The following is a 22,535-nucleotide window of genomic DNA, read 5'->3' as shown; positions in this document are numbered from 1 at the left end:
CATGCCAGCCGCGTGCGGGCGCCTCCCGAAAACGCGTGCCACCTCCTCGTTATTTGACGACAGCGGCGACCCCCTGACCATGGAGATCCGCCTGCGGCACCGGTGTATTGCCTCGCACCTGGACCGCTTGAACAGCAACGCCGGAAGCCGGCGCCGACATCGCCTGGGCCAACGGACGGCCTTCATGCACGATCGAAGTAATGACGTGGTACTGCGCGAGCGGGCCAGCCAGACTGTCCGGCTGGCCCGAACCACCAGCCCCCAGCACCAGAATAACCTTGCCGCCCTCGGTCAAGATCGTCGGCGCCATCGGCGAGACCGGACGTCGGCCGCCCGCGATCGTCTTCCCGGACGACGTGCTACCGGATGCACCGCTACTCCCATTGGACGATGGCGCACCCGGGGGGGCCGAGTCGAAGGTGTCCATCGCGTCATTCATAAGAAAGCCCGCGCCCGGAACGACAACGCCGGAGCCAAACGGCGCATCCATCGTCATGGAGACTGCCACGGCGTTCCCCCCTTTGTCGACAACCACGTACTGCGTGGAGAGTGCGCGCTCCGACAGCGTCGTGGGAGTCGATGCGGCAAGGCTTGTCGCCGAGGCGCTTGAAGCAGGCAATGCGCCCGACGCACTTGATGCAGACGCGGCACTTGAAGCGCTTGATGCACTTGAAGCGCTTGATGCAGGCGATACGTTGGCCGACGCGTTCGCGGCATCGGAAACGGCACCGGACGTGGATGTGCCATTGCCGGAATCGGTATCGGCTGCGGAGGCGATTTCCGTGGCGCGACGCTGCACCGCGTCGGCGCCGATCCACTGCGCGACGTCCGGGTTGCCACCGCCATTCAGCCCGCCAGGGCTGTCCGGATCACCTGGATAGCCCTTCAGATCATTTTCCGCACGCTTTGCGATCGCGGCCGTCAGCCTCGCATACTGCGGCGAATCGGCGGAAACGCCAGTGAAGGCGTGGTCCAACCCATCACGCAGGCGTAGCATCTGCACCAGCGCAATACCGCCAATGCTCGGCGGCGACGCAGTGATGACCTGATACCCGTGCCATGGCGCAACCAACGGCGCACGCCATTTGGCACGGTAGTCGGCAAGGTCGGAGGAGGAGATCAAGCCGTGCCCCCGCATTGCATCCGCCAGCAAGCCACCGGTGCGACCGGAATAAAACGCGTCTGCCCCGTCGTCGGCGATGCGCTGTAGCGTGACCGCCAGTTCCGGCTGCCGCAAACGCGCACCGTCATGCAGGCCAGCAAAATAAACGGAAAAATTGGTCTTGCCATTAAATCGCGGCGCGGCCTTGGCTGCAAGCTGCGAGAGCGACTTATCGACATCAAATCCGTCGCGGGCAAGTTGGATCGCCGGCGCAAGTACCTGCGCCCACTTCAGCTTGCCGAATCGCTTCTGTGCTTCCCATAGCCCCGCGACGCTGCCGGGCACCGCCACCGCTCGACCTCCCACCGTGCTGGCATGTGGCACCGGTTTTCCCTTCGCATCCAGATACATGCCAGCGATGGCCCCTTGCGGGGCGCGCTCACGGAAGTCCAGAAAATAGGGTTGATTATCGACGTAAAGCGTCATGAAGCCGCCGCCGCCCAATCCCGCCGTTGCAGGCGACGTCACGGCAAGCACAAAACCAACGGCCACTGCCGCGTCGACAGCATTGCCTCCTTGCCTGAGCATCTGCTCGGCGGCCGAGGCGGCGTATGCGTTAGGCACGGCCACCGCGGCGCTATCGAACAACGTCGGCGGTGGCGCACGCTTGGCCCAAGCCTGGCCAGAACTGGCCAATGTCAGCAAACCTGCCGTCGCGATCCCGACGACAGCCATCCACCGCACGCCGCCCCGCCGCCGCGACAGGACACCACGGATATCCCGCCGGAATGGCGGTCGGTGGTCGGAAGACAACGATAGTAGGTCAGTGCGGCGCGTCATCAGCGGCCGGCCCCGGCACCGATCAAGCCACCCGCCGCCGCACCGGCGATCGTCCCGATAGGCCCGCCCGTCAGGACGTAACCCAATGCGCCGCCAGCAGCGCCGCCAATCGCAGCGCCCTTCTGGCTGCGCGTGAGCGGCGCACACGCCGCGATACTGGCCACCATTGCACCAATCACGCTCCACATCGCCATCCGTTTGATGAGCATCATGTTGTTCTCCTTTTGTGCCCCTATGGTCTGCATCGTAGGTCCGCCCAACCACGTCGGCAATGGGACTTACGCGCGGTTACGGCTGTTACGCGGCGTCAAAAATGCAAGAAGCGATCCAGCGAAAACAGTAGGGGCCGCTGCCCTGGTCACATGACCGCGCCAGCTTGGCGGGCCGGTACGGTAAAATGCCCCGATGGACCGGAAGCGGTCACCGTCCCGAGGCCAGCCACGCTCGGGCGGTACCGCTCCCGATACGATTGTTATTGCTGTATTTACTGATTCGGCACGCGGCCCTGCATGAGTACTCCTTCGAACCATTCGAACGACCTTCCGGTCGTCTCCAACTTCATCCGCAACATCATTGACGAGGACGGCCGCACTGGAAAATGGGGTGGCCGTGTCGAAACGCGATTCCCCCCTGAACCCAACGGCTATCTTCATATCGGTCACGCAAAGAGCATCCATGTGAATTTCGGCATTGCCCGGGACTACAACGGTGTTTGTCACTTGCGGTTCGACGACACGAACCCGGAAAAAGAAGACACCGAGTACGTCGATTCGATCATCGACTCGGTACGCTGGCTCGGTTTCGCGTGGCAACGTGCCGACGATCCCGTGGCGCCGGCGCACTTGTACTATGCGAGCGATTATTTTGAGCGTTTGTACGCGCTGGCAGTCAAGCTGATCCAGATGGGCAAGGCGTACGTGGACAGTCAGAATGCCGAGGAGATGCGGGCGGCCCGGGGGTCGTTGACCGAGCCGGGAAAACCGTCGCCCTATCGAGAGCGCGGCGTCGAAGAGAACCTCGATCTCTTTTCGCGGATGCGCGCCGGCGAATTTCCCGATGGTGCCCACGTGCTGCGCGCGAAGATCGACATGGCATCGCCGAACATCAACATGCGCGACCCCGTCATCTACCGGATTCGCCATGCGCATCATCACCGCACCGGCGACGCGTGGTGTGTGTATCCGATGTATGACTACACGCACTGTATCTCGGACGCGATCGAGAACATTACGCACTCGCTATGCACACTGGAATTCGAGGATCACCGTCCGTTGTATGACTGGGTTCTGAACACGCTGGCCGACGCCGGCGAATTCTCCCGCCCATTGCCGCAACAGATCGAATTCGCGCGCTTGAACCTGACCTACGCGATCACGAGCAAGCGCAAATTGTTGCAGCTAGTCAACGAGAAACATGTGGATGGATGGGACGATCCCCGCATGCCGACGTTGGTCGGCCTGCGCCGTCGTGGTTTCACGCCCGGCGCGATCAAGCTGTTCTGCGATCGGATCGGCCTGACGAAAGCGGACTCCTGGATCGACATGGGTACGCTGGAACAGTCTCTGCGCGACGAGCAGGATGCCATCGCCCCACGCGCCATCGCCGTGCTGGATCCACTGAAGCTGATCATCGACAACTATCCGGAAGGTCAGTCCGAGACCTGTCACGCGCCGGTGCACCCGCATCATCCGGAGCGCGGCAGTCGCGCATTCCCGTTGTCGCGTGAATTATGGATCGAGCGCGAAGACTTCAACGAAGCGCCGCCTAAGGGATACTTCCGGCTGTTTCCAGGCAACAAGGTACGGCTGCGCTACGGCTTCGTCGTGGAATGCACCGGCGCGGACAAGGATGCGGACGGCAATGTCATCGCCGTCCATTGCTCCTATTTTCCGGATAGCAAGTCGGGCACCGAAGGCGCGAACACGTACAAGGTCAAGGGCAACATCCATTGGGTCAGCGCCGGGCACGCGTACGCGGCGGAAGTGCGGCTCTATGATCGCTTGTTCAAGGACGCCAACCCGGGCGCGGGCGGCGCAGACTTCCTCGAAGCAATTAATCCGCAAGCCAAACGGGTAGTCCAGGCCTTTGTCGAACCGGGCGCACGCAATACCGCACCGGACGACAGGCTGCAGTTCGAACGCCACGGCTATTTCGTCGCCGACCGGGTTGATTCGGCACCAGGACGTCCGGTATTCAATCGGATTGTTTCATTGAAGGACAGCTGGGGCAAGTGAGCCCCATGGCCGTCACCGCGCGGTGGCGGCCAATGTGTTCAGCACATGTGCGGCCGCGGCCAGTCCGAAGCTGGCCGTCACGACCACGCTGGACCCGAATCCGGCGCAGTTCAGACCGGTCGCGCCCCCATTCCGGCCAAATCCGGCTTCAGCGTCCGTTGCCCCTGCGGCATCGGTGTCATCGACCTCACAGACCCGGGACTGCGGATAGCGTAACGGTTCGTCTGAATATACGGCGGGTACGCCAAAGCGCGTCTTCGGGTCACGCGGGAAGCGATGCATCTTGCGCAGCGTTGCCCGCACCTTGGCAAGCAACGGGTCCTGGATCGTGCGCGACAGATCATCCACCCGAATGCGCGTTGGATCGGTCTGTCCACCCGCGCTGCCGACGGTGACGATTTTTTGACCGCGCGCCGCGCACCAGGCGATGAGTGCCGTTTTCGTCCGCGTGCTGTCAATCGCGTCGATGATGTAATCGAAACCTGCCCCAAGCACCGCGTCGAAATTATCGGGTTCGGCAAAATCTTCAATGGTCCGCACGGTACACGCCGGGTCGATCAGCGCGATACGCTCGGCCATTGCATCGACCTTCGCCTTGCCGTAATTGCCATCGAGCGCGTGAATCTGCCGATTCGTATTGCTTTCCGCCACATTGTCCAGGTCGACGAGCGTCAACCGGCCCACCGCGGTGCGGGCCAACGCTTCGGCGGCCCATGACCCGACGCCGCCAATGCCGATCACGGCAACGTGCGCCTGCGCAAAACGCCGAGCCCCCGCGTCGCCATACAGTCGCGCGATACCGCCGAAGCGGCGTGCACGGTCTGGCGCATCAGGCGGGTCGACCTGATCGGCAGGACGGAATGGGTCGGGCGCACCGCTCGGCGGCGCGGCATGGTTTTCCATCACGCGGAAGTCCTCACTCAGATGCACACATTAATCGACCACGGTCGACGCATGCGTCACTACGATTATCAACGAGAGAATCGCGTCATTATTCAGCAATAACTTACTTTTATATTACAGTAACAGGTATTTTTATTACAAAATCCATTCGACACGCCTCGGGACGCGCACGAAAAAAAGCCTGGAGCTATACTTGACGCATTGTAGTACCTAGACAACCAGCTCGTGAACGCTCTCGCCGACATCAGAAAAAATTATGCTTACGGCTCCCTGTCGGAATCCGATGTGGATCATGATCCCATTCGGCAGTTTTCGATCTGGTTCGACCAAGCGCTGGATGCCAAGCTTCCCGAACCCAATGCGATGACGCTCGCGACGGTCAGTTCCGACGGTCGCCCATCCGCACGAATCGTGCTGGTCAAGGGCGTGGACGAGCGGGGTTTCACGTTCTTTACCAACTATCAGAGCCGCAAGGGGCAGGAACTGGCAGGTCAGCCTTTTGCCAGTTTATTGTTCCACTGGGTTGAACTCGAGCGGCAAGTTCGCATCGAGGGGCGCGTCGAACAGGTCAGTGACGCGGAAAGTGATGTCTATTTTCATTCTCGTCCATCCAGCTCACGCATCGGCGCCTGGGCATCGGAACAAAGCAGCGTTATCGCCAGCCGCGACGTCATCGTTGCGCGCGAGAACGCTTTCAAGGCGGAGTACGGCGACAATCCACCGCGCCCGCCCCACTGGGGGGGCTATCGCCTGATCCCTGACACGATCGAATTTTGGCAAGGACGACCGTCGCGGCTTCACGATCGCATTCGCTTCCGTCGCGCCCTGCCAGCGGATACCGCTGCCATGCCGAGCCCTTGGTCGATCGAACGCCTGTCGCCCTGACAGATAGACGGATCACGACCTTGACGGATCAGTAGAAGTCGTAGCGCGCACGCTCGATAAAATGGGCGTTATATTTAATCAATGCCGTCCTTTATTCGATACGCTGGAAAGATTTCGCATAGATAACGCATTAAACCTTACCGATGGTATTTGAGCGGCACGGAAAAAGCAAAACAACCGACAGTCTGACACCCGCATAAAACCGTTCGTGAAAGACATCCCGGACCGGATTTGCAGCGCACTTCATATCGACACAGCACGGAGAATATCGACATGTTTTGGGAGAAGAAGCTGGGAGAGTGGATCAACGACGTGAAATCGCGTGCGAATATACCGGCACGGCTCGCCCTCTGGAACGGGCAGACGTTCGACTTTGGTACGTTTGACAATCCACAGGTTACCTTGCGCGTGCATTCGGCGGCGGCCATGCCTTTGCTACTCGACCCGAGCCTGGATAACCTCGGGGAGGCTTACGTCAAGCAGAAGATCGATCTGGAAGGTCGCCTGGCCGACGTCATCAAGATTGGTTACGCATTGGCAACGGTTTCGGTCTCCGCGCCCAGCAAGCTCCAACGGGCCGTGCGTTACTTTACGCACACGAAAGACTCCGACAAGAAGTCGATTCAGTATCACTACGACGTGTCGAACGCGTTTTATCAGCAGTGGCTCGACCCGAACATGGTCTACTCCTGCGCATATTTCGAAACTGGCGACGAAGATCTTGCCACGGCGCAGTTGAAAAAAATCGATCATATCTTGACGAAGATCGGTGTACAGCCGGGGCATACGCTGCTCGATATCGGCTGCGGCTGGGGCGCGCTGGTCATTCGCGCGGCACAGAAGTTTGGCGCGCATTGCATAGGCGTGACGTTGTCGCAGAACCAGTTCGATCTGGCGACGGAACGTGTGAAAGCAGCCGGCTTGTCCGACCGCATCGAGATTCGCTTGCAGGACTATCGTGACGTCGGCGGCCAGTTCGACCGCATCACGAGCGTCGGCATGTTCGAGCACGTCGGCCGCGCGAACCTGACCGAGTATTTCGGCAAGGTCCAATCACTGTTGAAGGACGATGGCGTGGTGATGAATCACGGCATCACGTCGACGGACGCAGACAGTGGCGAGACGTCGCACGGCGGCGGTGAGTTCATCGACAAATATGTGTTCCCGAATGGCGAACTACCGCACATCAGCCTCGCGCTGAGGGCCATGCAGGAAGGGGGACTCGAAGCATTCGACGTCGAAAATCTGCGGCGGCATTACGCCCGCACGCTGGACATCTGGGCTGAAAATTTCGAACGGGCAACCCCGACGTTGCGCCAGATGGTCGACGAAGAGAAGTTCCGGATCTGGCGCGTCTACCTGGCAGGCTGCGCCTATGCATTCGACAACGACGACGTCGCGATCTATCAGATTGTCGGCCGCAAGGCGGGACGAAAGGGGACAACGCTGCCATGGTCTCGCCGTTATATGTACGACAGCGCGCCGCGCTGATTCGCCGTCCCATGCCGATGCAGCGAAGCGTGTGATGACAGCCGCGCCTGATCCTCCGGACGTGGACGCGCAGGCATCGCTATTCGACCTGCCGTCCGTCGACCTGACGCCAGATACGCCCATCGATGCCGGTGGCGCCCGCGCGACGAGCAATGGCGCGGCCCCGCGCACCCGCCCGGCAAAGCCGTTGCCGGCGATCGGCACCGCCACCCCGCCTCACCCTTTTCTGGCGGCCGCGGCGGCGGCATTGCCCGAGCGGGTACACCTTGGCACCTCGTCCTGGTCTTTTCCAGGATGGGAAGGCTTGTTATACGACCGTCCCTACAGTACCGAAGCGCTGGCTCATGGTGGACTTGCCGCCTATGCCGCGCACCCGTTACTTCGCACAGTCGGCATCGACCGATCGTTTTACGCGCCATTGTCCATTGAGGCGTATCAGGACTATGCCTCCCAGGTACCGTCGGATTTCCGTTTTCTCGTCAAGGCGCCGGCCGCGGTCTGCGACGCCGCGATTCGCGGCCCGCGCGGCATGCCCTCCCGCGCCAACCCGGCATTTCTAGACGTAGAACAAGCCATTGAAACGTTTGTACACCCCTGCCTGACCGGGCTCGGTTCCCGCGTCGGCCCGATGGTTTTTCAATTATCCCCATTAACGGATGCGCAGCTTGCCGATCCGGCCGCCTTGATCGATCGGCTCGGACGGTTCTTTGCCGCGCTCCCCGCCCTCGATGACGCGGCACGCCGCAACGGCGCATGTTATGCGCTGGAGCTTCGCGATGCCGGCATGCTGACGCCGCGACTGATCAAGATGTTGCACGCACGACAGGTACGGTATTGCGTCGGCGTGCATGCCCGGATGCCCGACGTCTCGCGACAGTCAGCGGCATTGGCGATGCTCGATGGACAGGATCCGCGCGGCGCGGCGCTACCACTCGTTGTCCGATGGAATCTTCACGCCGGCATGCGCTACGAAGGAGCCAAGACCCGATATGAACCTTTCGATGCGATCATAGATCCGGACGTAACGACGCGGCAAGCGGTTGCCGCCCTGATACTGCGCTACCTGCGCGCGGGACAATCCAGTTTTATCGTCATCAATAACAAGGCCGAGGGCTCTTCCCCTCTGAGTTGCGCCTGGCTGGCCAGCGCGCTTGCGGTGTTATATCGCGATGCAGCAACCCAAAAGGCGGAATGATGGTTTACACCGTCTCGACGACACTGGCCATCACGTCGCATTGACAGACACGGGCGCAACACGCACCATCTTTCAGGTAATTGCCGAAGGAATCCGTGATGCCTGCTTTGATGAACGGTCAACCCGACCTCGCCCCGTCCGCGCCCGGCCTCCCGCCGGGTCCCGTGCCCCTGAACACCAATGTGCAGTGCGTGAGCCAAGCATTCGGTCCCGAGGAAAAAGCCGCCGTCTATCGCGCCATTCATGAACGGCGCGACATGCGGCATTTCTGTGGCGGTCAAGTCCCCGAGGCACAACTGCGACGCTTGCTGTCGGCTGCGCACCACGCGCCTAGCGTCGGTTTCATGCAGCCCTGGCGGTTTGTGCGCATAACGGATACGTTGTTAAGGCAACAGTTGCATGCGATCGTCGAGGCGGAACGGCTTGAAACGGCCAAGGCGCTAGGCGAGCGCAGCGACGATTTCATGGCGCTGAAGGTGCAAGGCATCCTCGATTGCGCGGAAGTACTGGTTGCGGGGCTGATGGACCGGCGCGAAGAACATATATTTGGTCGGCGCACCTTGCCGGAAATGGACGTCGCCTCACTGTCGTGCGCGATTCAGAATTTATGGTTGGCTGCGCGCGCGGAGGGGCTGGGGATGGGCTGGGTGTCCCTCTTCGCGGTAGAGCCGGTCCGCGCCCTGTTACGAATGCCGGGCGGATCGAAGCCCCTGGCGATCCTATGCCTGGGCCCGGTAGCTGCCTTTTATCCGCAACCGATGCTGCAGCAGGAGGGCTGGGCTTCGCGCGCGGACCTGGACCAGTGTCTGGCGGAGAACCATTGGCCTGATTGATCCTAGCGGCGATCTTTCAGCCGATGGGCAAATGCCATACGCATCTTCACGACCTTCGGGGCGATTACGTAGGCGCAATAGCCTTGGTTTGGATGGTGTGCGAAGTAATCCTGGTGGTATGCCTCCGCGGGAAAATAATTACCATCGAGCGCGGTTACCTCCGTCACGATGGGTTGGCCGAAGACATTCTCCGCGTTTAACGCCGCGATTACCTGCCTGGCTTGCTCCGCTTGCGCATTATTGAGCGTGAAGACCACCGAACGGTATTGCGTCCCCACGTCGTTTCCTTGACGATTCAGTGTTGTTGGGTCGTGCGTCGCGAAGAAGATCTCCAATACGTCTCGATAGCGCAATTTTGCTGGATCGTATCGGACACGCACCACCTCCGCATGGCCGGTGGTACCGGTGCAGATTGCCTCGTAGGTCGGATTCGACACATGTCCCCCGGCATAGCCGGATTCCACCGTCAATACGCCGTCCACCTGCAGAAACACAGCCTCCGTACACCAGAAACATCCCCCTCCGAGCACGGCTTCCTCGGAAGCAACTGCATTATTCGACGCACTGCCCGGGTGATTGCCGATACCCGTCGGTGTGCTGCTGTCGGTCGTCATTTTCCGCTCCTATGCGTTTGTTCAAGCGATGCAAAATGGGGTCATGGCGCCAGATTACCGGCTTTCTCCCTGCAGGGGGGATACAAACAGAAACAAGGCGTCACCGCATTCCGCTGCCAGGGATGCGTGTTTTCCGTTACGATAATAGGCATCCCCGCGCCTGAGGAACCCTGACTCGTGCCTGTCGGGATGCCAGGAAGACTTATTCAACGTGCTTCGAGCCTGCCTCGAACGCCCCTTTTGAAAGGACTGCGATCATGTCGGAGACCAACAAGGAGAAACTGATGACCGATATCAAGACGGTATTGAACGACGCCGAAGAATTGTTGAAGCAAGCTGCCAGCGCGACCGGTGAACAGGCAAGCGATCTACGCGACAAGGCTATCGCCCAATTGAAGCAGGCGAAGGAAAAAGCCGCCGATGTACAGGTTGTCGTCGTGGAAAAAGGCAAGGCTGCGGCACGTAGGACCGACGATTACGTGCATCAGAATCCTTGGCAATCGCTTGGCGTGGCTGCCGCTGTCGGCTTCGTGCTTGGTCTGCTGATCAATCGCAAATAAGATGGCGTCGAACGAGACGCCTGACACCACCCCGTCTCCCGTGGGACGTATCGGTGCCGCACTGCTGGGATTGGCGCAAACACGCCTTGCACTGATTGGTATAGAGCTGGCAGAGGAAAAAGAACGCATTGTTGGCGCATTGGCAATCGCCGCGCTCGCGTGCATGCTCGGTCTGGTTACCTTGATCAGCCTGAATGCCTTGATCGTGATCGTGTTGTGGGATCGCTATCATTGGCAACCTTTGCTGGCGCTCACGCTGTGCTACGGTATCTTGTCGCTAGTGTGCTTAGTGCGTCTACGACGTGCGGCACGGCATGCCTCGCCGCCGTTCGAGGCAACGCGTGCGGAGTTTGACAACGACCGTGCGTTGATCGCACATCACTTGCGGGGTCGCGATGCCGATTGATGCCACCACGCCAACGCCTGCAGCGCGTCGGGCGATGCAGGCGCGCTATGCGGGGCTCAGCCCGCGACAGGCTCGCGCCGTCCAAAAGGAGTTGTTGATCGCTCGCGCGGCACTCGAACGTCTGTCCATCGCGGAAGCCAGTACCGATCTTCGCGGGGATTTGTCCGGGCTCGGCGTGTTCGGGCTCATCGGCCGACTATTTGGCAGGTCCAGAAGTGCGGAAACAGGTCTTGGCACCCTGCTCAGCGCGGTACCTGCCTTTATGCAACCGGCAATCCGTGCGGTCTTGCCTTTGCTATCCCGCCATCCGCTGTTCGCTGGCGTCGTTTCCCTGCTAGTAGGTGCGAGTCAAGGCGGTGCGTTGCAAAAAGCGGGGAAATCGGCAAAGTGGGCGGGATTGGCTGTCGTGGCGTTGAAAACCCTCGGTTGGGCGCGACGTGCGCAATCCTGGCGTACGCAACGTCAAGCACGCAAGGCGGCGCGACGCCGCGAAGTGTGAGGCATTGCGTTCAACGCGTCCAGTTGTCGGTGCAATGTCATGCATGGCGCAGTGATGATGGAACAACTGCTTACAGGATGGCGTCGGCGCGTTGGAGGCAAACAGCCCCCGCGCCGAAATGCGCCGGGTCACCGATGTCCGCGCCAACACGCTTGCTGACGCGGATAGGGCAAATATGTGCCGCCCGTACCTACGTTTCTCTGCACGCCATTGCTCCCGAGCTCATAGGCGCCGCACGCGTCATCCTGCATTGCCCCGCCATAGATCGGCGTTGCGCGAATATATGTCGTGCCGTCCCGATTACGCGTTCTGTTGAAGCGATATAACCCGTGCAGCGGTCCGCTTGATGCCATCGCGTCTGACATGCGCGCCTTGGCCACTTCATTGCCAGCAGGGGTGCCCGATCGCGTGGCGTGTGGCACGGCGGCATTGCCCCACACGACCCCATCCGCCTGCCACGCCATCACCGATAGATGTTCATGTAAGGCGTTGATGACCAACACGCGGTGCCCGCGCGCCGTGACATCGCGATACATCGGCATACCGAGCAACGTCATTGCGGAAAGCAGCGCCACCGCAATCAGTGCTTCGATCAATGTGAATGCACGCGCGGCAGAGATATCAAGCGTCCGCTCGTCAGGCTTTGGCACCTGTGCCTTACTTACCGATATCGTCGGGATGCGCACGGAATAGGCGTGGCCGGTGTGGCTCAGCGCGTACCTTCGGCACGGCGCCACGGTTCGACGATTTCGCGTACGCGGCGCGCCGTGCGGCTGCACGGCATCGGTTGCCGCGCAATGATCGATTGCACCCATATCCCCTCCTCGGCGCGATTGCGCTCGTCTGGCGTGTCGATATCAGCGATGCCAACCGAGCGTTGCGCCATCGCACGCACCGTCAACACTGCTACCAACCCCGTTGTTTCGCTATCGATCCACGTTTCCGCCAAGCATACGGTTTCAACGATTACGGGCTCTAGCCCACCGGGCAACGCTCGCGCTCTCATCGGTGAGCCGATTGACACGGTACGCCGTACGGTACCCTTCGCGTCGGCGGACAGCGCGCCAGGGGCACGCCAGCGGCGCGGCGCCTGCCTTGATCGCATTGCCTGATGTACAGCCCGCCAATGCAACGACGCCATGCAATTGCGTTCGACCATCTCATCAGGGACATGCATGACATCGACAACATTCCCTGCTTGCGCGCCGCTGAACGCACGTAACGTCAGAAGATCGGCCTCGCACTGCCGCAACGACACATGCGCGCCATGCGAGACAAGCATGTGGCTACGCTCGGCGCGCCAATGCGCCAACTGCAAAACCATGGCGTCCGACGTCATCCCGGTCATCAGAAGCATTCCGGCCGTCGCCAGGATCGTCCATGGCAAGACGGCACCCCGTGCGTATTTCGGTCGGAACGTCATCGGCGCTGCTCGTGCATTGCCAGGCTAGTCCAGGGAGAGTACGTTCTGGGCCACGCGGCGCGAACGACGTGCCGCCGATAACCATCCGCGCCGCCATAATCCGCGCGCAGCTGCAATGCGCCCGTCTCCGTCAAGAAGCCATCGCATCGATCGTTCAAGCCGCGTGGATCACGCCCCTTCCTGTACGACGCGTCCATTTGCGCCCGTGCGTCATGGTGCGGACCATCTGCTCGCGACGCAAATGGCGACGCGAAAGACCGCCGCGTCCGACCACGCATCACGATACACACTTCGTCCATTGAAGCGGTCCGCCACACCACCAACCGTTCGATCCCGTCCACCATCGCGCTGCCCGGTGCCGGCTGTCCGCGTTGTATGACATCCCGGCTACCCGAGCAAAACAAGCTTGGCGTAGCATCCCCCGCAGTGACACTGATCGATAGAGCCGCATGCATCATCTGCGTGTCCTGCCACTGCGATTTCGGTCTCCTATCCTCGGGTATCCGTACACCCTTGCAGTCCGCCGGATAGCCGTTCGCATCGCGCCATGATGCGTCGCCATCGGTTGGGTAATCCATCGCCAGCACCCCTCGGTGGGACCGGAGGTCGCAACGCCAGCCTGGCATCGACGAAATCGATGACGCGTCGGCGGCACGGGCAGAGGTCTGACGCGCACCGTTGCCAGGTTGCGGATTGCCACACCGCAGGCGCCCGGAGGCATGCCGTCCGGGTGCGATCGGATCGTCGGAGCGCTCGATGTAATGACGCAGAAACCGCAATGCAATACCGGCATCGGACTGTAGCCGAGCCGTTTCCGCGATCTCGCTAGCCTGCTTTCGGAATCCGATCAACGCAGCGACTATCGCGACGGAAAACATCATGCCCAGCGCAGCGGCAAGCGCCCACTCCAACAAGACGGCACCACGCGCATCCGAGATGCAACGGCCAAGGCACGTACAATGGTCACGGCCCCGGAAGCGACTCGCACCGGCGATTTTTGTCGGGAACGGCGCCATTGGGAATGAATACATCGTTATCCTTATCAAGTCCAATGGCATGCTTTGGCCTGTCACCGACTCGCCAGCATAATGTCCACGTGGCACCATGTGTTTCCCCTGTCTGGCGAATCCATTGCGCGGCAGGCAACCGTGACGCCAACTGTGCCGCCACACCGTTCGGCACCACGATATCGGCTTCACGCCCGTCTTCCAAGCCGTCCGCATGCGCGCGCCGATAATCCGACATACCAGCACGCCGACCGGCGTCGTGAAACATGTCTCCTTTGACGCTTTCAGCCCCAACGCGCGCTTCCAGTGCCCGAAGCGCCACCCGATGCTGGTCGATCTCGCGCATCAATGTGAGCTGCAACAAATGCGTTCGCATCGTCACCTGTAGCGCCATGCCAAACAGCGACATGGCCATCACCAGCTCCAGCAACGCGTGGCCTCGAATAACATGCCTGGAACCGATACGGACACGTCGCCGTCCTGACACGCCACGCACGTCAACCACAATGCCCCCGCGAGCGGCGCGCCCGGCCGCCACCACTGATCCAAATGCATCGCGGCGTCAACGGCCCCACAATGCGATCGCGGGGACGCGACATCGCCCTTTCGGGCGCGATGGTAAAGCGCCCCCATCGACCAACGGACTGTCCAAGCGGTGGCCGAAAAACAAGACGCTGCGTGCCATTGTTCGCTGTGATGCTTACGCCACTTATCGCCGCGACGCGATGCAGAATCAGTGGGGTGTCAGCGCCTCGCCGGCCATCAAACTTCGCGCTCATCCCTTGATTTCGCATACCCTGCCGATCCGTCACGACGAGCCAGCCGTACCGCCAATCGTGAAGCGGAATGTGCTTGCCCGCGGCATCACGCATCGTGGTATCCGCGCAGGCACCCATCGCATCGGCGCGACACAGCCCCACCGGCTGATTACGCCGCACCGCCTCATGACGCGCGATGGACAACGACGCGAGCAATGCATGCTCGGTGCGTGCCAACGCAACGCCCAGCCACCATCTTCGCCATGGCCCCACTGCAAACGCGACGATGCCAATGGTCAATGCCAGCGTCATCAACCACTCGATGAGCCCAAAGCCGCGCATGCCGCCGCGGCAGGATAGTGGCCCCGATTGCCATTGCCGCATCGCCGCTCCGTTACACCATGCAATGGCCTTACTGTAGTCTTCGGCATCGGGACGGCATAGTCGCCCAGATGGCCAGCACCATCACCGGGGAGGGGTCCGGAAAGCCGAAAGCCCGCCACCGTGAGAAACACCCCAAAGGCTGGACGGGCTTCCGACCTTTGGGGTGCGATTCACACGGTGCGGGCTTTTGAACTTCCGGCAAGCAACGTCGCTCTGTGCGGCCTACTTTTTCATCGGAGGGGATTCCTGCGTGCGATTGAATTCATCGATCACGCGTTGAAAGTCGTCCATATTGTCGAATTGCCGATAGACCGATGCAAAACGGATATAGGCGATCTTATCCAGTCGTGCCAATGCGACCATGACCAATTCGCCGATCGCGTCGCTGCGAATTTCGCGTTCGCCGCGCGCCACGAGTTGAAACTCGATCTGCGCCAGCGCGTCGGCCAGCGCGTCCGCGCTGACCGGCCGCTTGCGCAACGCAAGCCGCATGCTTCCTTCAATCTTTTTCCGATCGAATTCCGCGCGACTGCCGTCCCGCTTCACCACGGCCGGCAACGCCAATTCAGACCGTTCGTAAGTGGTAAAGCGCTTGTCGCATGCCGGACAGCGCCGACGGCGGCGGATGGCCGCGCCGTCTTCCGACACCCGGGAGTCGATGACCTGGGTATCGTCGTGCCGACAGTAGGGGCAGCGCATCGGAGGGCTCGCTATTGTCTTGAGAAGATCAGCCGTAAACCGGGAAGCGCTTCGTCAGCGCCGCAACCTGCGCGCGGACCTTGGCCAGATTGGCCTCGTCTTCCGGCGCATCCAGCACGTCAGCGACGAGGTTGGCGACCAGTTTCGCTTCTTCCGCGCCAAAACCGCGCGTTGTCATCGCCGGCGATCCGACGCGCACGCCGCTGGTCACGAACGGTGATTCCGGATCGTTCGGGATGGCATTCTTGTTGACAGTAATGTGGGCCTTGCCCAACGCGGCCTCGGCAACCTTGCCCGTCAACTTCTTCGCGCGCAGATCCACCAGCATCACGTGACTTTCCGTGCGCCCGGAGACGATTTGCAAACCACGCGAAATCAACGTTTCTGCCATGACGCGGGCGTTTTCCACGACCTGCTTCTGATACGCCTTGAAATCGTCGCCAGCGGCTTCCTTGAACGCGACCGCCTTGCCCGCGATCACGTGCATCAACGGACCGCCCTGGATACCCGGGAAGATTGCCGAATTGATCTTCTTCTCGAACTCGGCCTTCATCAAGATCACGCCACCGCGCGGGCCGCGCAAGCTCTTATGAGTAGTTGTCGTCACGAAGTCGGCATGCGGCACCGGGTTCGGGTAGACACCGGCGGCGATCAAGCCGGCGTAGTGCGCCATGTCAACCATGAAATACGCACCTACTTCCTTGGCGATCTTCGACAGGCGCTCGAAATCGATCTTCAGCGCGAACGCCGATGCGCCCGCAACGATCAGCTTCGGCTTGTGTTCCTTCGCTGCCGCTTCCGCCTTGTCATAGTCGATATCACCCTCGGCGTTCAGGCCATAGCTGACGACCTTGAACCACTTACCCGACATGTTGACCGGCGAGCCGTGCGTCAAATGCCCGCCTTCCGCCAGGCTCATGCCCATGATCGTGTCGCCGGGCTGCAGCATCGCGAAGAACACGCCCTGGTTGGCTTGCGAACCCGAATTCGGCTGCACATTTGCGGCCTCGGCACCGAATAATGCCTTGACGCGGTCGATCGCCAACTGCTCGACAACATCGACGTACTCGCACCCGCCGTAATAGCGCTTGCCCGGATAGCCTTCGGCGTATTTGTTCGTCAGCTGGGAACCCTGCGCCGCCATGACGGCCGGGCTGGTGTAGTTTTCAGAAGCGATCAGCTCGATGTGATCCTCTTGACGCTGGTTTTCCTTGCCGATGGCGGCAAACACTTCAGGATCCAGGGTTTCGAGCTGGTATTTGTCTTTCGCGAACATAGGGCAATTTCCGAGGTTGACGCTTTAGGTTGACGGTAAGCCCGACCCAACGGCGCACCCCCTGCCCGTCCTGGTACACGTTCAGACGCGACCGGCGGGCGGCCGCGTCGCGCATTGGGATGCACGACGTGGAAAGCGGACGTGGCGAAGGATGGTCGACCATCGACTCACGGCTCTGCCCAGGCGAACGGCGCAAACGACGCTTAGCGCTTCACGGTGGGCAGTTCCACCTCGACGCCGACTGCCACGGAGCGCCGAAACGAGGTCCGGCAATGGCATTTGCAAACGATCGCACCGATCGCGCAAACCATGCCGACCCCGCCCCGGCACGCGATGCCCGAAGGACCGGGTATCGCTTAACCGTCGCGACAGACGACGTCGTATCGCCAGTTACGCTAAGCTGGGACCAAACAGTGTAGTGCATTCGCCACGCAGTGGCAATGTCATCGCAACGACTGCCACGTCCTTCGTTGCCGCCGCACACAGCCGCGCGAAAACTTGTAACAAGATTTTCCAAGTCACTTTTACCTTGAATCCCTTCGGGTAGAATTCGCGCATGAATTCCGTACCGTCGTCGCATACGCCGCCTGTTTCGCCACGCAAGACATTTGCCTGGCAAACCCGGATTTATTATGAAGACACCGATGCGGGCGGCATCGTGTTTTACGCGAATTATTTAAAATTTTTTGAGCGTGCCCGCACGGAGTGGTTGCGTGCCGGTGGTATCGATCAAAGCCGACTCAGCATGGACACGGGGACGCTGTTCGTGGTGCGCCGGACGTCGATCGATTATTTCGCGCCGGCACGACTCGATGACATGTTACGGATTGAAAGCCATGTGGCGCGAATGGGCCGGGCGTCGGTTGAATTCGAACAACACGCATTCCGCGCGGGCGAACGGCTGTGCAGCGGCACGATCCTGGTGGCTTGTGTCAGTGCGACCACGTTGCGGCCCACCGGTCTGCCGCCTGCGGTGATTGCAGCGCTTCAACACGAATAATGAACACTCGCGCGTTTTCCAGGGACTAATACCGTTGCGCCGTCACACGGCGGATCGCCAGGCAACGCCAACCCGGATCGACATGATCGATACAACCGGTTCGGCGCGTGAATGCGACTCGCCGAACCGGCATGCCCGCCTCTCGAACCAGCTCTATGAACAATACCGAAGACCTGTCGATCATCTCCCTAGTCTTGCACGCCAGCGTACTCGCCCAGGCGGTCATGGCGCTCCTGCTCGTCCTGTCGTTGATTTCCTGGACGTTCATCTTCCGCAAATGGGCCACCGTACGCCGTGCACGTAGCCAGACCGAGCGTTTCGAGCGCGACTTCTGGTCTGGTGGCGACCTGAACGCGTTGTACCAGAGCGCCACGCACAACCGCCATTCGATTGGCGCTTTGGAACGCATCTTCGAAGCCGGCATGCGTGAATTCCTGAAAGGCAAGGAGCGTCATGGCGACGCGACCACGATCGTCGACGGTTCGCGCCGCGCGATGCGCGCGGCGTTTCAGCGTGAGCTGGATGTGCTGGAAATCAATCTTCCCTATCTGGCGTCGGTTGGTTCGGTCAGTCCGTATATCGGTCTGTTCGGTACCGTGTGGGGGATCATGAACTCGTTCCGGGGCCTCGCCAACGTGCAGCAGGCTACGCTGGCCAACGTGGCGCCGGGCATTGCCGAGGCGCTGGTCGCTACCGCGATCGGCTTGTTCGCGGCAATCCCGGCCGTGGTGGCTTACAACCGCTTTGCCACCGATGTCGATCGCCTAGCGATTCGCTTCGAGACGTTCATCGAAGAGTTTTCGAACATCCTGCAGCGTCAGGCCGCTTGAACGTTACCCACCGGAACGCCGGACAGATAGGACAAGGAGCCTGATTCGATGGCAGATTCAATGCGATCGGGAATGCGCGGCGGCCGTGGCCGCCGGGCGAAGTCCGATATCAACGTCGTGCCGTACATTGACGTGATGCTGGTGCTGCTGGTCATCTTCATGGTGACCGCGCCGTTGGTGACGCCGGCAGTGGTGAACCTCCCCACGGTTGGCGGCGCATCGCAGCAGCAGCAGACCCCGCCTGTCATCGTCAACGTACGCGCGGACGGGACGATGTCGGTGCGCTATAAGAGCGACGGCGGCGCCGCGCAGGAAATGCCGATGACGATGCAAGATCTGACTGCATTCCTTCAGGACCGCACGCCGACGCATCCTGACGAGCCAGTCGTGATCGCAGGCGACAAGTCCGTGCAATACGACAAGGTCATGGCCGTCATGTCCGAACTGAAGACCCAAGGCGTCAAACGCGTCGGGTTGCTCGTGAAGAATCAATGAGCAGAAACGCCATACCGTCGGCCGAGCTGGAATCGGCGCGCTTCGAACCACGCAGGGAGAAAGGAACCTGGCGTGCGTTTGCGCTCGCGGTGCTGATACACCTGCTGCTGATTGCTTTCTTGTATTTCGGGATTCAATGGCCCGTATCGGATTCGTCCGGCGTTCAAGCCGAGATCTGGACCGAGGTGCCGGATTTGAACGCACCGGCACCACGTCGCACGCCGGAACCACAGCCCCCCGTTACCCCCCAAGTGGTGACGCCGCCCCCGCCACCACAGGCGGCGCCGGCCAAGACGGCCAACGACGAAGACGCCGAGATCGCACTGGAAAAGAAGCGCAAGCAACAGGAAGCGGCGAAGCAAGCCGCGTTGGCGGCCGAGCAACAACGCAAGCAGGCTGCGCAACAAGCCGCTGCCGCTGCCGCAGCAGCGGCGGCTGCAGCAAAGCAAGCGCAGGCCGAAGCGCAGCGGAAAGCGGAACTGAAGCAACAACAATTGGCGCAACAGAAGGCCGAAGCGGAAGCGCAGGCCAAGCATGAGGCGCAAGTGAAGGCGCAGCAGGCCAAAGCCGCGGCAGAGAAAGCGGCCGCGGATAAGGCAGCGCAGGAAAAGGCCGCCCAGGAAAAAGCGGCGCAAGAGAAAGCCGCACAGCAGAAGGCCGCAGCGGATAAGGCGGCCGCGGACAAGGCGGAAGCACAGAAAACCGCTGCCGCGAAGGCAGCCAAGGAAAAGGCGGCCGCTGATGCGCAGCGCCAGGCGGATCAGGCACGCAAGGCACGTCTGGCCGCCTTGCAGGGCATGGCGGCAGCGGGTGGCGAAAGTGGTGGCGGTGCAGCGAACAGCGGCAACGGGTCGGGGTCAGGCAACGCCTCGCCGGGGTATGCGGACAAGGTACGCCGTCGCGTGATTCCGAACATCATTTATGCTGGCAGCACGTCCGGCAACCCGGTGGCGGTGATCAATGTAGTGTGCGCGCCGGACGGTAGAATCCTGAGCCGGCACCTGACGCAATCGAGCGGCAACCCGGCATGGGATGACGCGGTGCTTAAGGCAATCGACGCGTCGGACCCCATGCCACGCGACGACGATGGCAAGGCGCCGCGCACGTTCAACGTGCGGATGCGACCGAACGATGCAAAGTGATGATGGCAGGGCAACGAGCGACGACGGGTGCGGCATGACCCGCGGATACGATAATAGGGGGTCGGTGGTACGACTCGTGCTAGGGTAAGCAGCGTCCTATTTCACGCAGATAGCAACCAGACCAGGTACACGTTTCCAACTCTATGAAATTAGTTGATAAATTCGGTCTCAAAACGATCGTGGCGGGATTTTTCCTGGCCGGAGCCACTGCTGCTAACGCGCAACTGACGATCGATATTGCCGGTGTCGGTTCGAATTTGTATCCGATCGCGGTTGCAAACTTCAAGGGCGAGACGACATCGCCCCAACAGATTGCCGCGATCGTCCGCGCCGACCTGGCCCGCAGCGGCCGTTTCTCGAATATCGATGCCGGCCCGACGCCGGTATCGGAAACCGATTCGGTCGACTTGGGCAGTTGGAAAGCACGCGGCGCGAACGCCTACGTCTCCGGCAGCGTCACCGCGCTGTCGAACGGGCAATTTGATGTCCGCTTCCGCTTGTATGACACGCAAAGCCAGCAAAGCCTGGGAGGCCTGTCGCTTGTCAGCCCGGCGGCCGGGCTGCGTATGAGCGCGCATAAAATTGCTGACTATATTTATGAGAAACTGCTGGGCACCCGCGGTGTGTTTGCAACGCGCCTGTCGTATGTGATCAAAGCCAACGGCCGGTACCAGTTGCAGATCTCGGATTCCGACGGCCAGGACGCGAATATCGCGCTGTCCAGTCCGGAACCGATCATCTCCCCCACTTGGTCGCCGAACGGCACCAAGGTGGCTTACGTTTCATTCGAACGGAAAAAGCCGGTGGTGTTCGTGCATGACTTGCCGACCGGACACCGGACGATCGTGGCAAATCAAAAAGGCGACAATAGTGCGCCGGCGTGGGCACCGGATGGACAACACCTTGCGGTGGCGCTCTCGCTGCCGGGCCACACGCAAATCTATCAGGTCAATGTCGACGGCTCGGGGTTGCGCCGTTTGTCGAATGGACCGACGATCGATACCGAACCGACCTACTCGCCGGACGGTCAGTGGATTTATTTCACCAGCGACCGCGGCGGCGAACCTCAGATCTACAAGATGCCTGCCAACGGGGGCAATGCGCAGCGCGTCACGTTCAAGGGTAGCTATAACACCAGTCCCCGGGTCAGCCCGGATGGCAAGCTGTTGGCCTATATCGGACGCAGTGGTGGTGGCTACAAGTTGTACGTTCAAGATCTCAGCACCGGTGAAGTGACACCTGTCACGGACACCAACCATGATGACTCGCCTAGTTTCGCGGCCAATGGGCAGTACATTCTGTACGCCACTGAGGTTGGGGGACGTGGTGTGCTGGCGGCCGTGTCGACAGACGGTCGAATTAGGCAGGTTCTGTCGGTTCGGGGCGGCGCGGTGAGTGCGCCGTCCTGGGGTCCATTCATGCAATAACACAAAAAGGAGAAGTAAAAATGGTTCGTCAGCTTCGTGGTGCCGCGATCGTCGGCTTGGTTGGCCTGCTGGCCGCCTGTCATTCGGGCGTCAAGATGGACAAGGACGCAAACGCTTCGGGTTCGGGCTACGGCACGCAGCCGAATCCGAATGCGGTCCAGCAAGTGAATGTGGATCCGTTGAACGATCCGAACAGCCCGCTGGCAAAGCGTAGCGTGTACTTCGACTTCGACAGCTACACGGTCAGCGATCAGTACCAGCAAGTGCTGCAGGCTCATGCCGATTACTTGAAGTCGCATCCGGAACGCCATGTGCTGATCCAAGGCAATACGGACCCGCGCGGCACGGAAGAGTACAATCTGGCACTGGGCCAGAAGCGTGCGGCAGCAGTGGCACGTGTCCTGGAAACGCTGGGTGTGTCGCAATCGCAAATCGAATCGGTCAGCCTGGGCAAGACCAAGGCATCAGGTGACGGTGAAGACGCGTATGCACAAGACCGCCGTGCTGATCTGATCTATCAATAAAAAAACCG

The 22,535-nt window shown here is 60.9% G+C and carries 25 protein-coding genes; 14 read left to right on the top strand and 11 right to left on the bottom strand.

The features are described from left to right. Nucleotides 1-49 precede the first annotated feature (49 nt). Entirely contained in the window at nucleotides 50-1,942 is a 1,893-nt protein-coding gene (locus SJQ66_RS20080; RefSeq protein ID WP_320535225.1) for a gamma-glutamyltransferase family protein, read from the bottom strand. Continuing rightward, on the bottom strand, nucleotides 1,942-2,151 hold the full coding sequence (locus SJQ66_RS20075; RefSeq protein ID WP_024902120.1) for a hypothetical protein: 210 nt from the start codon (nucleotides 2,149-2,151) through the stop codon (nucleotides 1,942-1,944). The genes SJQ66_RS20080 and SJQ66_RS20075 overlap by 1 nt, the downstream gene beginning before the upstream one ends. 300 nt (nucleotides 2,152-2,451) lie before the next feature. On the opposite strand from SJQ66_RS20075, the gene SJQ66_RS20070 reads away from it, so the two are divergent. After that, a complete protein-coding gene (locus SJQ66_RS20070) occupies nucleotides 2,452-4,176 on the top strand; it encodes a glutamine--tRNA ligase/YqeY domain fusion protein (protein ID WP_320535224.1) in 1,725 nt (574 codons plus the stop codon). Nucleotides 4,177-4,188: 12 nt separating this feature from the next. On the opposite strand, the gene SJQ66_RS20065 is transcribed toward SJQ66_RS20070, so the two are convergent. After that, nucleotides 4,189-5,079, bottom strand: coding sequence for a tRNA threonylcarbamoyladenosine dehydratase (locus SJQ66_RS20065; protein WP_046152740.1), 891 nt, complete (start codon nucleotides 5,077-5,079; stop codon nucleotides 4,189-4,191). A gap of 225 nt (nucleotides 5,080-5,304) precedes the next feature. On the opposite strand from SJQ66_RS20065, the gene pdxH reads away from it, so the two are divergent. From pdxH to bluB, 4 genes are all read left to right on the top strand, one after another. After that, a complete protein-coding gene (gene pdxH / locus SJQ66_RS20060) occupies nucleotides 5,305-5,964 on the top strand; it encodes a pyridoxamine 5'-phosphate oxidase (RefSeq protein ID WP_024902117.1) in 660 nt (219 codons plus the stop codon). A gap of 273 nt (nucleotides 5,965-6,237) precedes the next feature. Next, the gene (locus SJQ66_RS20055) at nucleotides 6,238-7,455 is read left to right on the top strand and encodes a class I SAM-dependent methyltransferase (RefSeq protein WP_024902116.1); all 1,218 of its coding nucleotides are present in this window, start codon (nucleotides 6,238-6,240) and stop codon (nucleotides 7,453-7,455) included. A 34-nt stretch (nucleotides 7,456-7,489) separates the two neighbouring features. Further along, the gene (locus SJQ66_RS20050; RefSeq protein WP_024902115.1) at nucleotides 7,490-8,650 is read left to right on the top strand and encodes a DUF72 domain-containing protein; all 1,161 of its coding nucleotides are present in this window, start codon (nucleotides 7,490-7,492) and stop codon (nucleotides 8,648-8,650) included. 257 nt (nucleotides 8,651-8,907) lie between these two features. Further along, nucleotides 8,908-9,483, top strand: a complete 576-nt coding sequence (gene bluB, locus SJQ66_RS20045) for a 5,6-dimethylbenzimidazole synthase (RefSeq protein ID WP_407691564.1) — start codon at nucleotides 8,908-8,910, stop codon at nucleotides 9,481-9,483. Nucleotides 9,484-9,485: 2 nt separating this feature from the next. Here bluB and msrA read toward each other — a convergent pair whose 3' ends face one another. Continuing rightward, the gene (msrA, locus tag SJQ66_RS20040) at nucleotides 9,486-10,097 is read right to left on the bottom strand and encodes a peptide-methionine (S)-S-oxide reductase MsrA (RefSeq protein WP_320535223.1); all 612 of its coding nucleotides are present in this window, start codon (nucleotides 10,095-10,097) and stop codon (nucleotides 9,486-9,488) included. 257 nt (nucleotides 10,098-10,354) lie between these two features. Here msrA and SJQ66_RS20035 point away from each other — a divergent pair, with 257 nt between their 5' ends. The 3 genes from SJQ66_RS20035 to SJQ66_RS20025 are packed head-to-tail and all read left to right on the top strand — an operon-like array spanning nucleotide 10,355 to nucleotide 11,562. Continuing rightward, the gene (locus SJQ66_RS20035) at nucleotides 10,355-10,657 is read left to right on the top strand and encodes an ElaB/YgaM/YqjD family protein (RefSeq protein WP_024902112.1); all 303 of its coding nucleotides are present in this window, start codon (nucleotides 10,355-10,357) and stop codon (nucleotides 10,655-10,657) included. Between the two features lies 1 nt (nucleotide 10,658). Then, nucleotides 10,659-11,063 (top strand): phage holin family protein, encoded by a 405-nt coding sequence (locus SJQ66_RS20030; RefSeq protein ID WP_024902111.1) that lies wholly within the window; start codon nucleotides 10,659-10,661, stop codon nucleotides 11,061-11,063. Continuing rightward, entirely contained in the window at nucleotides 11,053-11,562 is a 510-nt protein-coding gene (locus SJQ66_RS20025) for a hypothetical protein (RefSeq protein WP_024902110.1), read from the top strand. The genes SJQ66_RS20030 and SJQ66_RS20025 overlap by 11 nt, the downstream gene beginning before the upstream one ends. Before the next feature lie 128 nt (nucleotides 11,563-11,690). On the opposite strand, the gene SJQ66_RS20020 is transcribed toward SJQ66_RS20025, so the two are convergent. The 7 genes from SJQ66_RS20020 to glyA form a co-directional block, all read right to left on the bottom strand. After that, nucleotides 11,691-12,212: a hypothetical protein gene (locus SJQ66_RS20020; RefSeq protein ID WP_253462846.1), complete on the bottom strand. Its 522-nt coding sequence runs from the start codon at nucleotides 12,210-12,212 to the stop codon at nucleotides 11,691-11,693. Nucleotides 12,213-12,271: 59 nt separating this feature from the next. Then, nucleotides 12,272-12,985, bottom strand: a complete 714-nt coding sequence (locus SJQ66_RS20015; RefSeq protein WP_320535222.1) for a hypothetical protein — start codon at nucleotides 12,983-12,985, stop codon at nucleotides 12,272-12,274. Then, on the bottom strand, nucleotides 12,982-14,016 hold the full coding sequence (locus SJQ66_RS20010) for a hypothetical protein (protein WP_157684922.1): 1,035 nt from the start codon (nucleotides 14,014-14,016) through the stop codon (nucleotides 12,982-12,984). Before SJQ66_RS20010 ends, SJQ66_RS20015 begins: the two co-directional genes overlap by 4 nt. Beyond that, nucleotides 13,949-14,407, bottom strand: coding sequence for a hypothetical protein (locus SJQ66_RS20005; RefSeq protein WP_157684921.1), 459 nt, complete (start codon nucleotides 14,405-14,407; stop codon nucleotides 13,949-13,951). The genes SJQ66_RS20010 and SJQ66_RS20005 overlap by 68 nt, the downstream gene beginning before the upstream one ends. Before the next feature lie 82 nt (nucleotides 14,408-14,489). Then, nucleotides 14,490-15,134, bottom strand: a complete 645-nt coding sequence (locus SJQ66_RS20000; protein WP_320535221.1) for a GspH/FimT family pseudopilin — start codon at nucleotides 15,132-15,134, stop codon at nucleotides 14,490-14,492. 222 nt (nucleotides 15,135-15,356) lie between these two features. Beyond that, complete coding sequence (gene nrdR / locus SJQ66_RS19995; protein ID WP_024902104.1) at nucleotides 15,357-15,833, bottom strand: transcriptional regulator NrdR; 477 nt, start codon at nucleotides 15,831-15,833, stop codon at nucleotides 15,357-15,359. Nucleotides 15,834-15,861: 28 nt separating this feature from the next. After that, nucleotides 15,862-17,109, bottom strand: a complete 1,248-nt coding sequence (gene glyA / locus SJQ66_RS19990; RefSeq protein WP_024902103.1) for a serine hydroxymethyltransferase — start codon at nucleotides 17,107-17,109, stop codon at nucleotides 15,862-15,864. A gap of 556 nt (nucleotides 17,110-17,665) precedes the next feature. Between glyA and ybgC the strand changes: the two genes are divergently transcribed. The 6 genes from ybgC to SJQ66_RS19960 all read left to right on the top strand — a co-directional run bounded on the left by ybgC (nucleotide 17,666) and on the right by SJQ66_RS19960 (nucleotide 22,527). Then, the gene (gene ybgC / locus SJQ66_RS19985; protein WP_024902102.1) at nucleotides 17,666-18,109 is read left to right on the top strand and encodes a tol-pal system-associated acyl-CoA thioesterase; all 444 of its coding nucleotides are present in this window, start codon (nucleotides 17,666-17,668) and stop codon (nucleotides 18,107-18,109) included. Nucleotides 18,110-18,264: 155 nt separating this feature from the next. Further along, nucleotides 18,265-18,939 (top strand): protein TolQ, encoded by a 675-nt coding sequence (tolQ, locus tag SJQ66_RS19980; RefSeq protein ID WP_024902101.1) that lies wholly within the window; start codon nucleotides 18,265-18,267, stop codon nucleotides 18,937-18,939. Between the two features lie 48 nt (nucleotides 18,940-18,987). Beyond that, nucleotides 18,988-19,434 carry a protein TolR gene (gene tolR, locus SJQ66_RS19975; RefSeq protein ID WP_024902100.1) on the top strand — a complete coding sequence of 149 codons (447 nt, stop codon included), beginning with the start codon at nucleotides 18,988-18,990 and terminating at the stop codon, nucleotides 19,432-19,434. Beyond that, nucleotides 19,431-20,576 (top strand): cell envelope integrity protein TolA, encoded by a 1,146-nt coding sequence (gene tolA / locus SJQ66_RS19970; protein WP_320535220.1) that lies wholly within the window; start codon nucleotides 19,431-19,433, stop codon nucleotides 20,574-20,576. Before tolR ends, tolA begins: the two co-directional genes overlap by 4 nt. 143 nt (nucleotides 20,577-20,719) lie before the next feature. Next, on the top strand, nucleotides 20,720-22,003 hold the full coding sequence (gene tolB, locus SJQ66_RS19965) for a Tol-Pal system beta propeller repeat protein TolB (protein ID WP_024902097.1): 1,284 nt from the start codon (nucleotides 20,720-20,722) through the stop codon (nucleotides 22,001-22,003). A gap of 20 nt (nucleotides 22,004-22,023) precedes the next feature. Beyond that, nucleotides 22,024-22,527: an OmpA family protein gene (locus SJQ66_RS19960; RefSeq protein ID WP_024902096.1), complete on the top strand. Its 504-nt coding sequence runs from the start codon at nucleotides 22,024-22,026 to the stop codon at nucleotides 22,525-22,527. Nucleotides 22,528-22,535 lie beyond the last annotated feature (8 nt).

The organism is Robbsia andropogonis, from assembly GCF_034047095.1.
GTDB lineage: Bacteria > Pseudomonadota > Gammaproteobacteria > Burkholderiales > Burkholderiaceae > Robbsia > Robbsia andropogonis.
The sequence above is the reverse complement of the archived record's forward strand: the minus strand, read 5'-3'. Positions and strand labels throughout refer to the sequence as shown.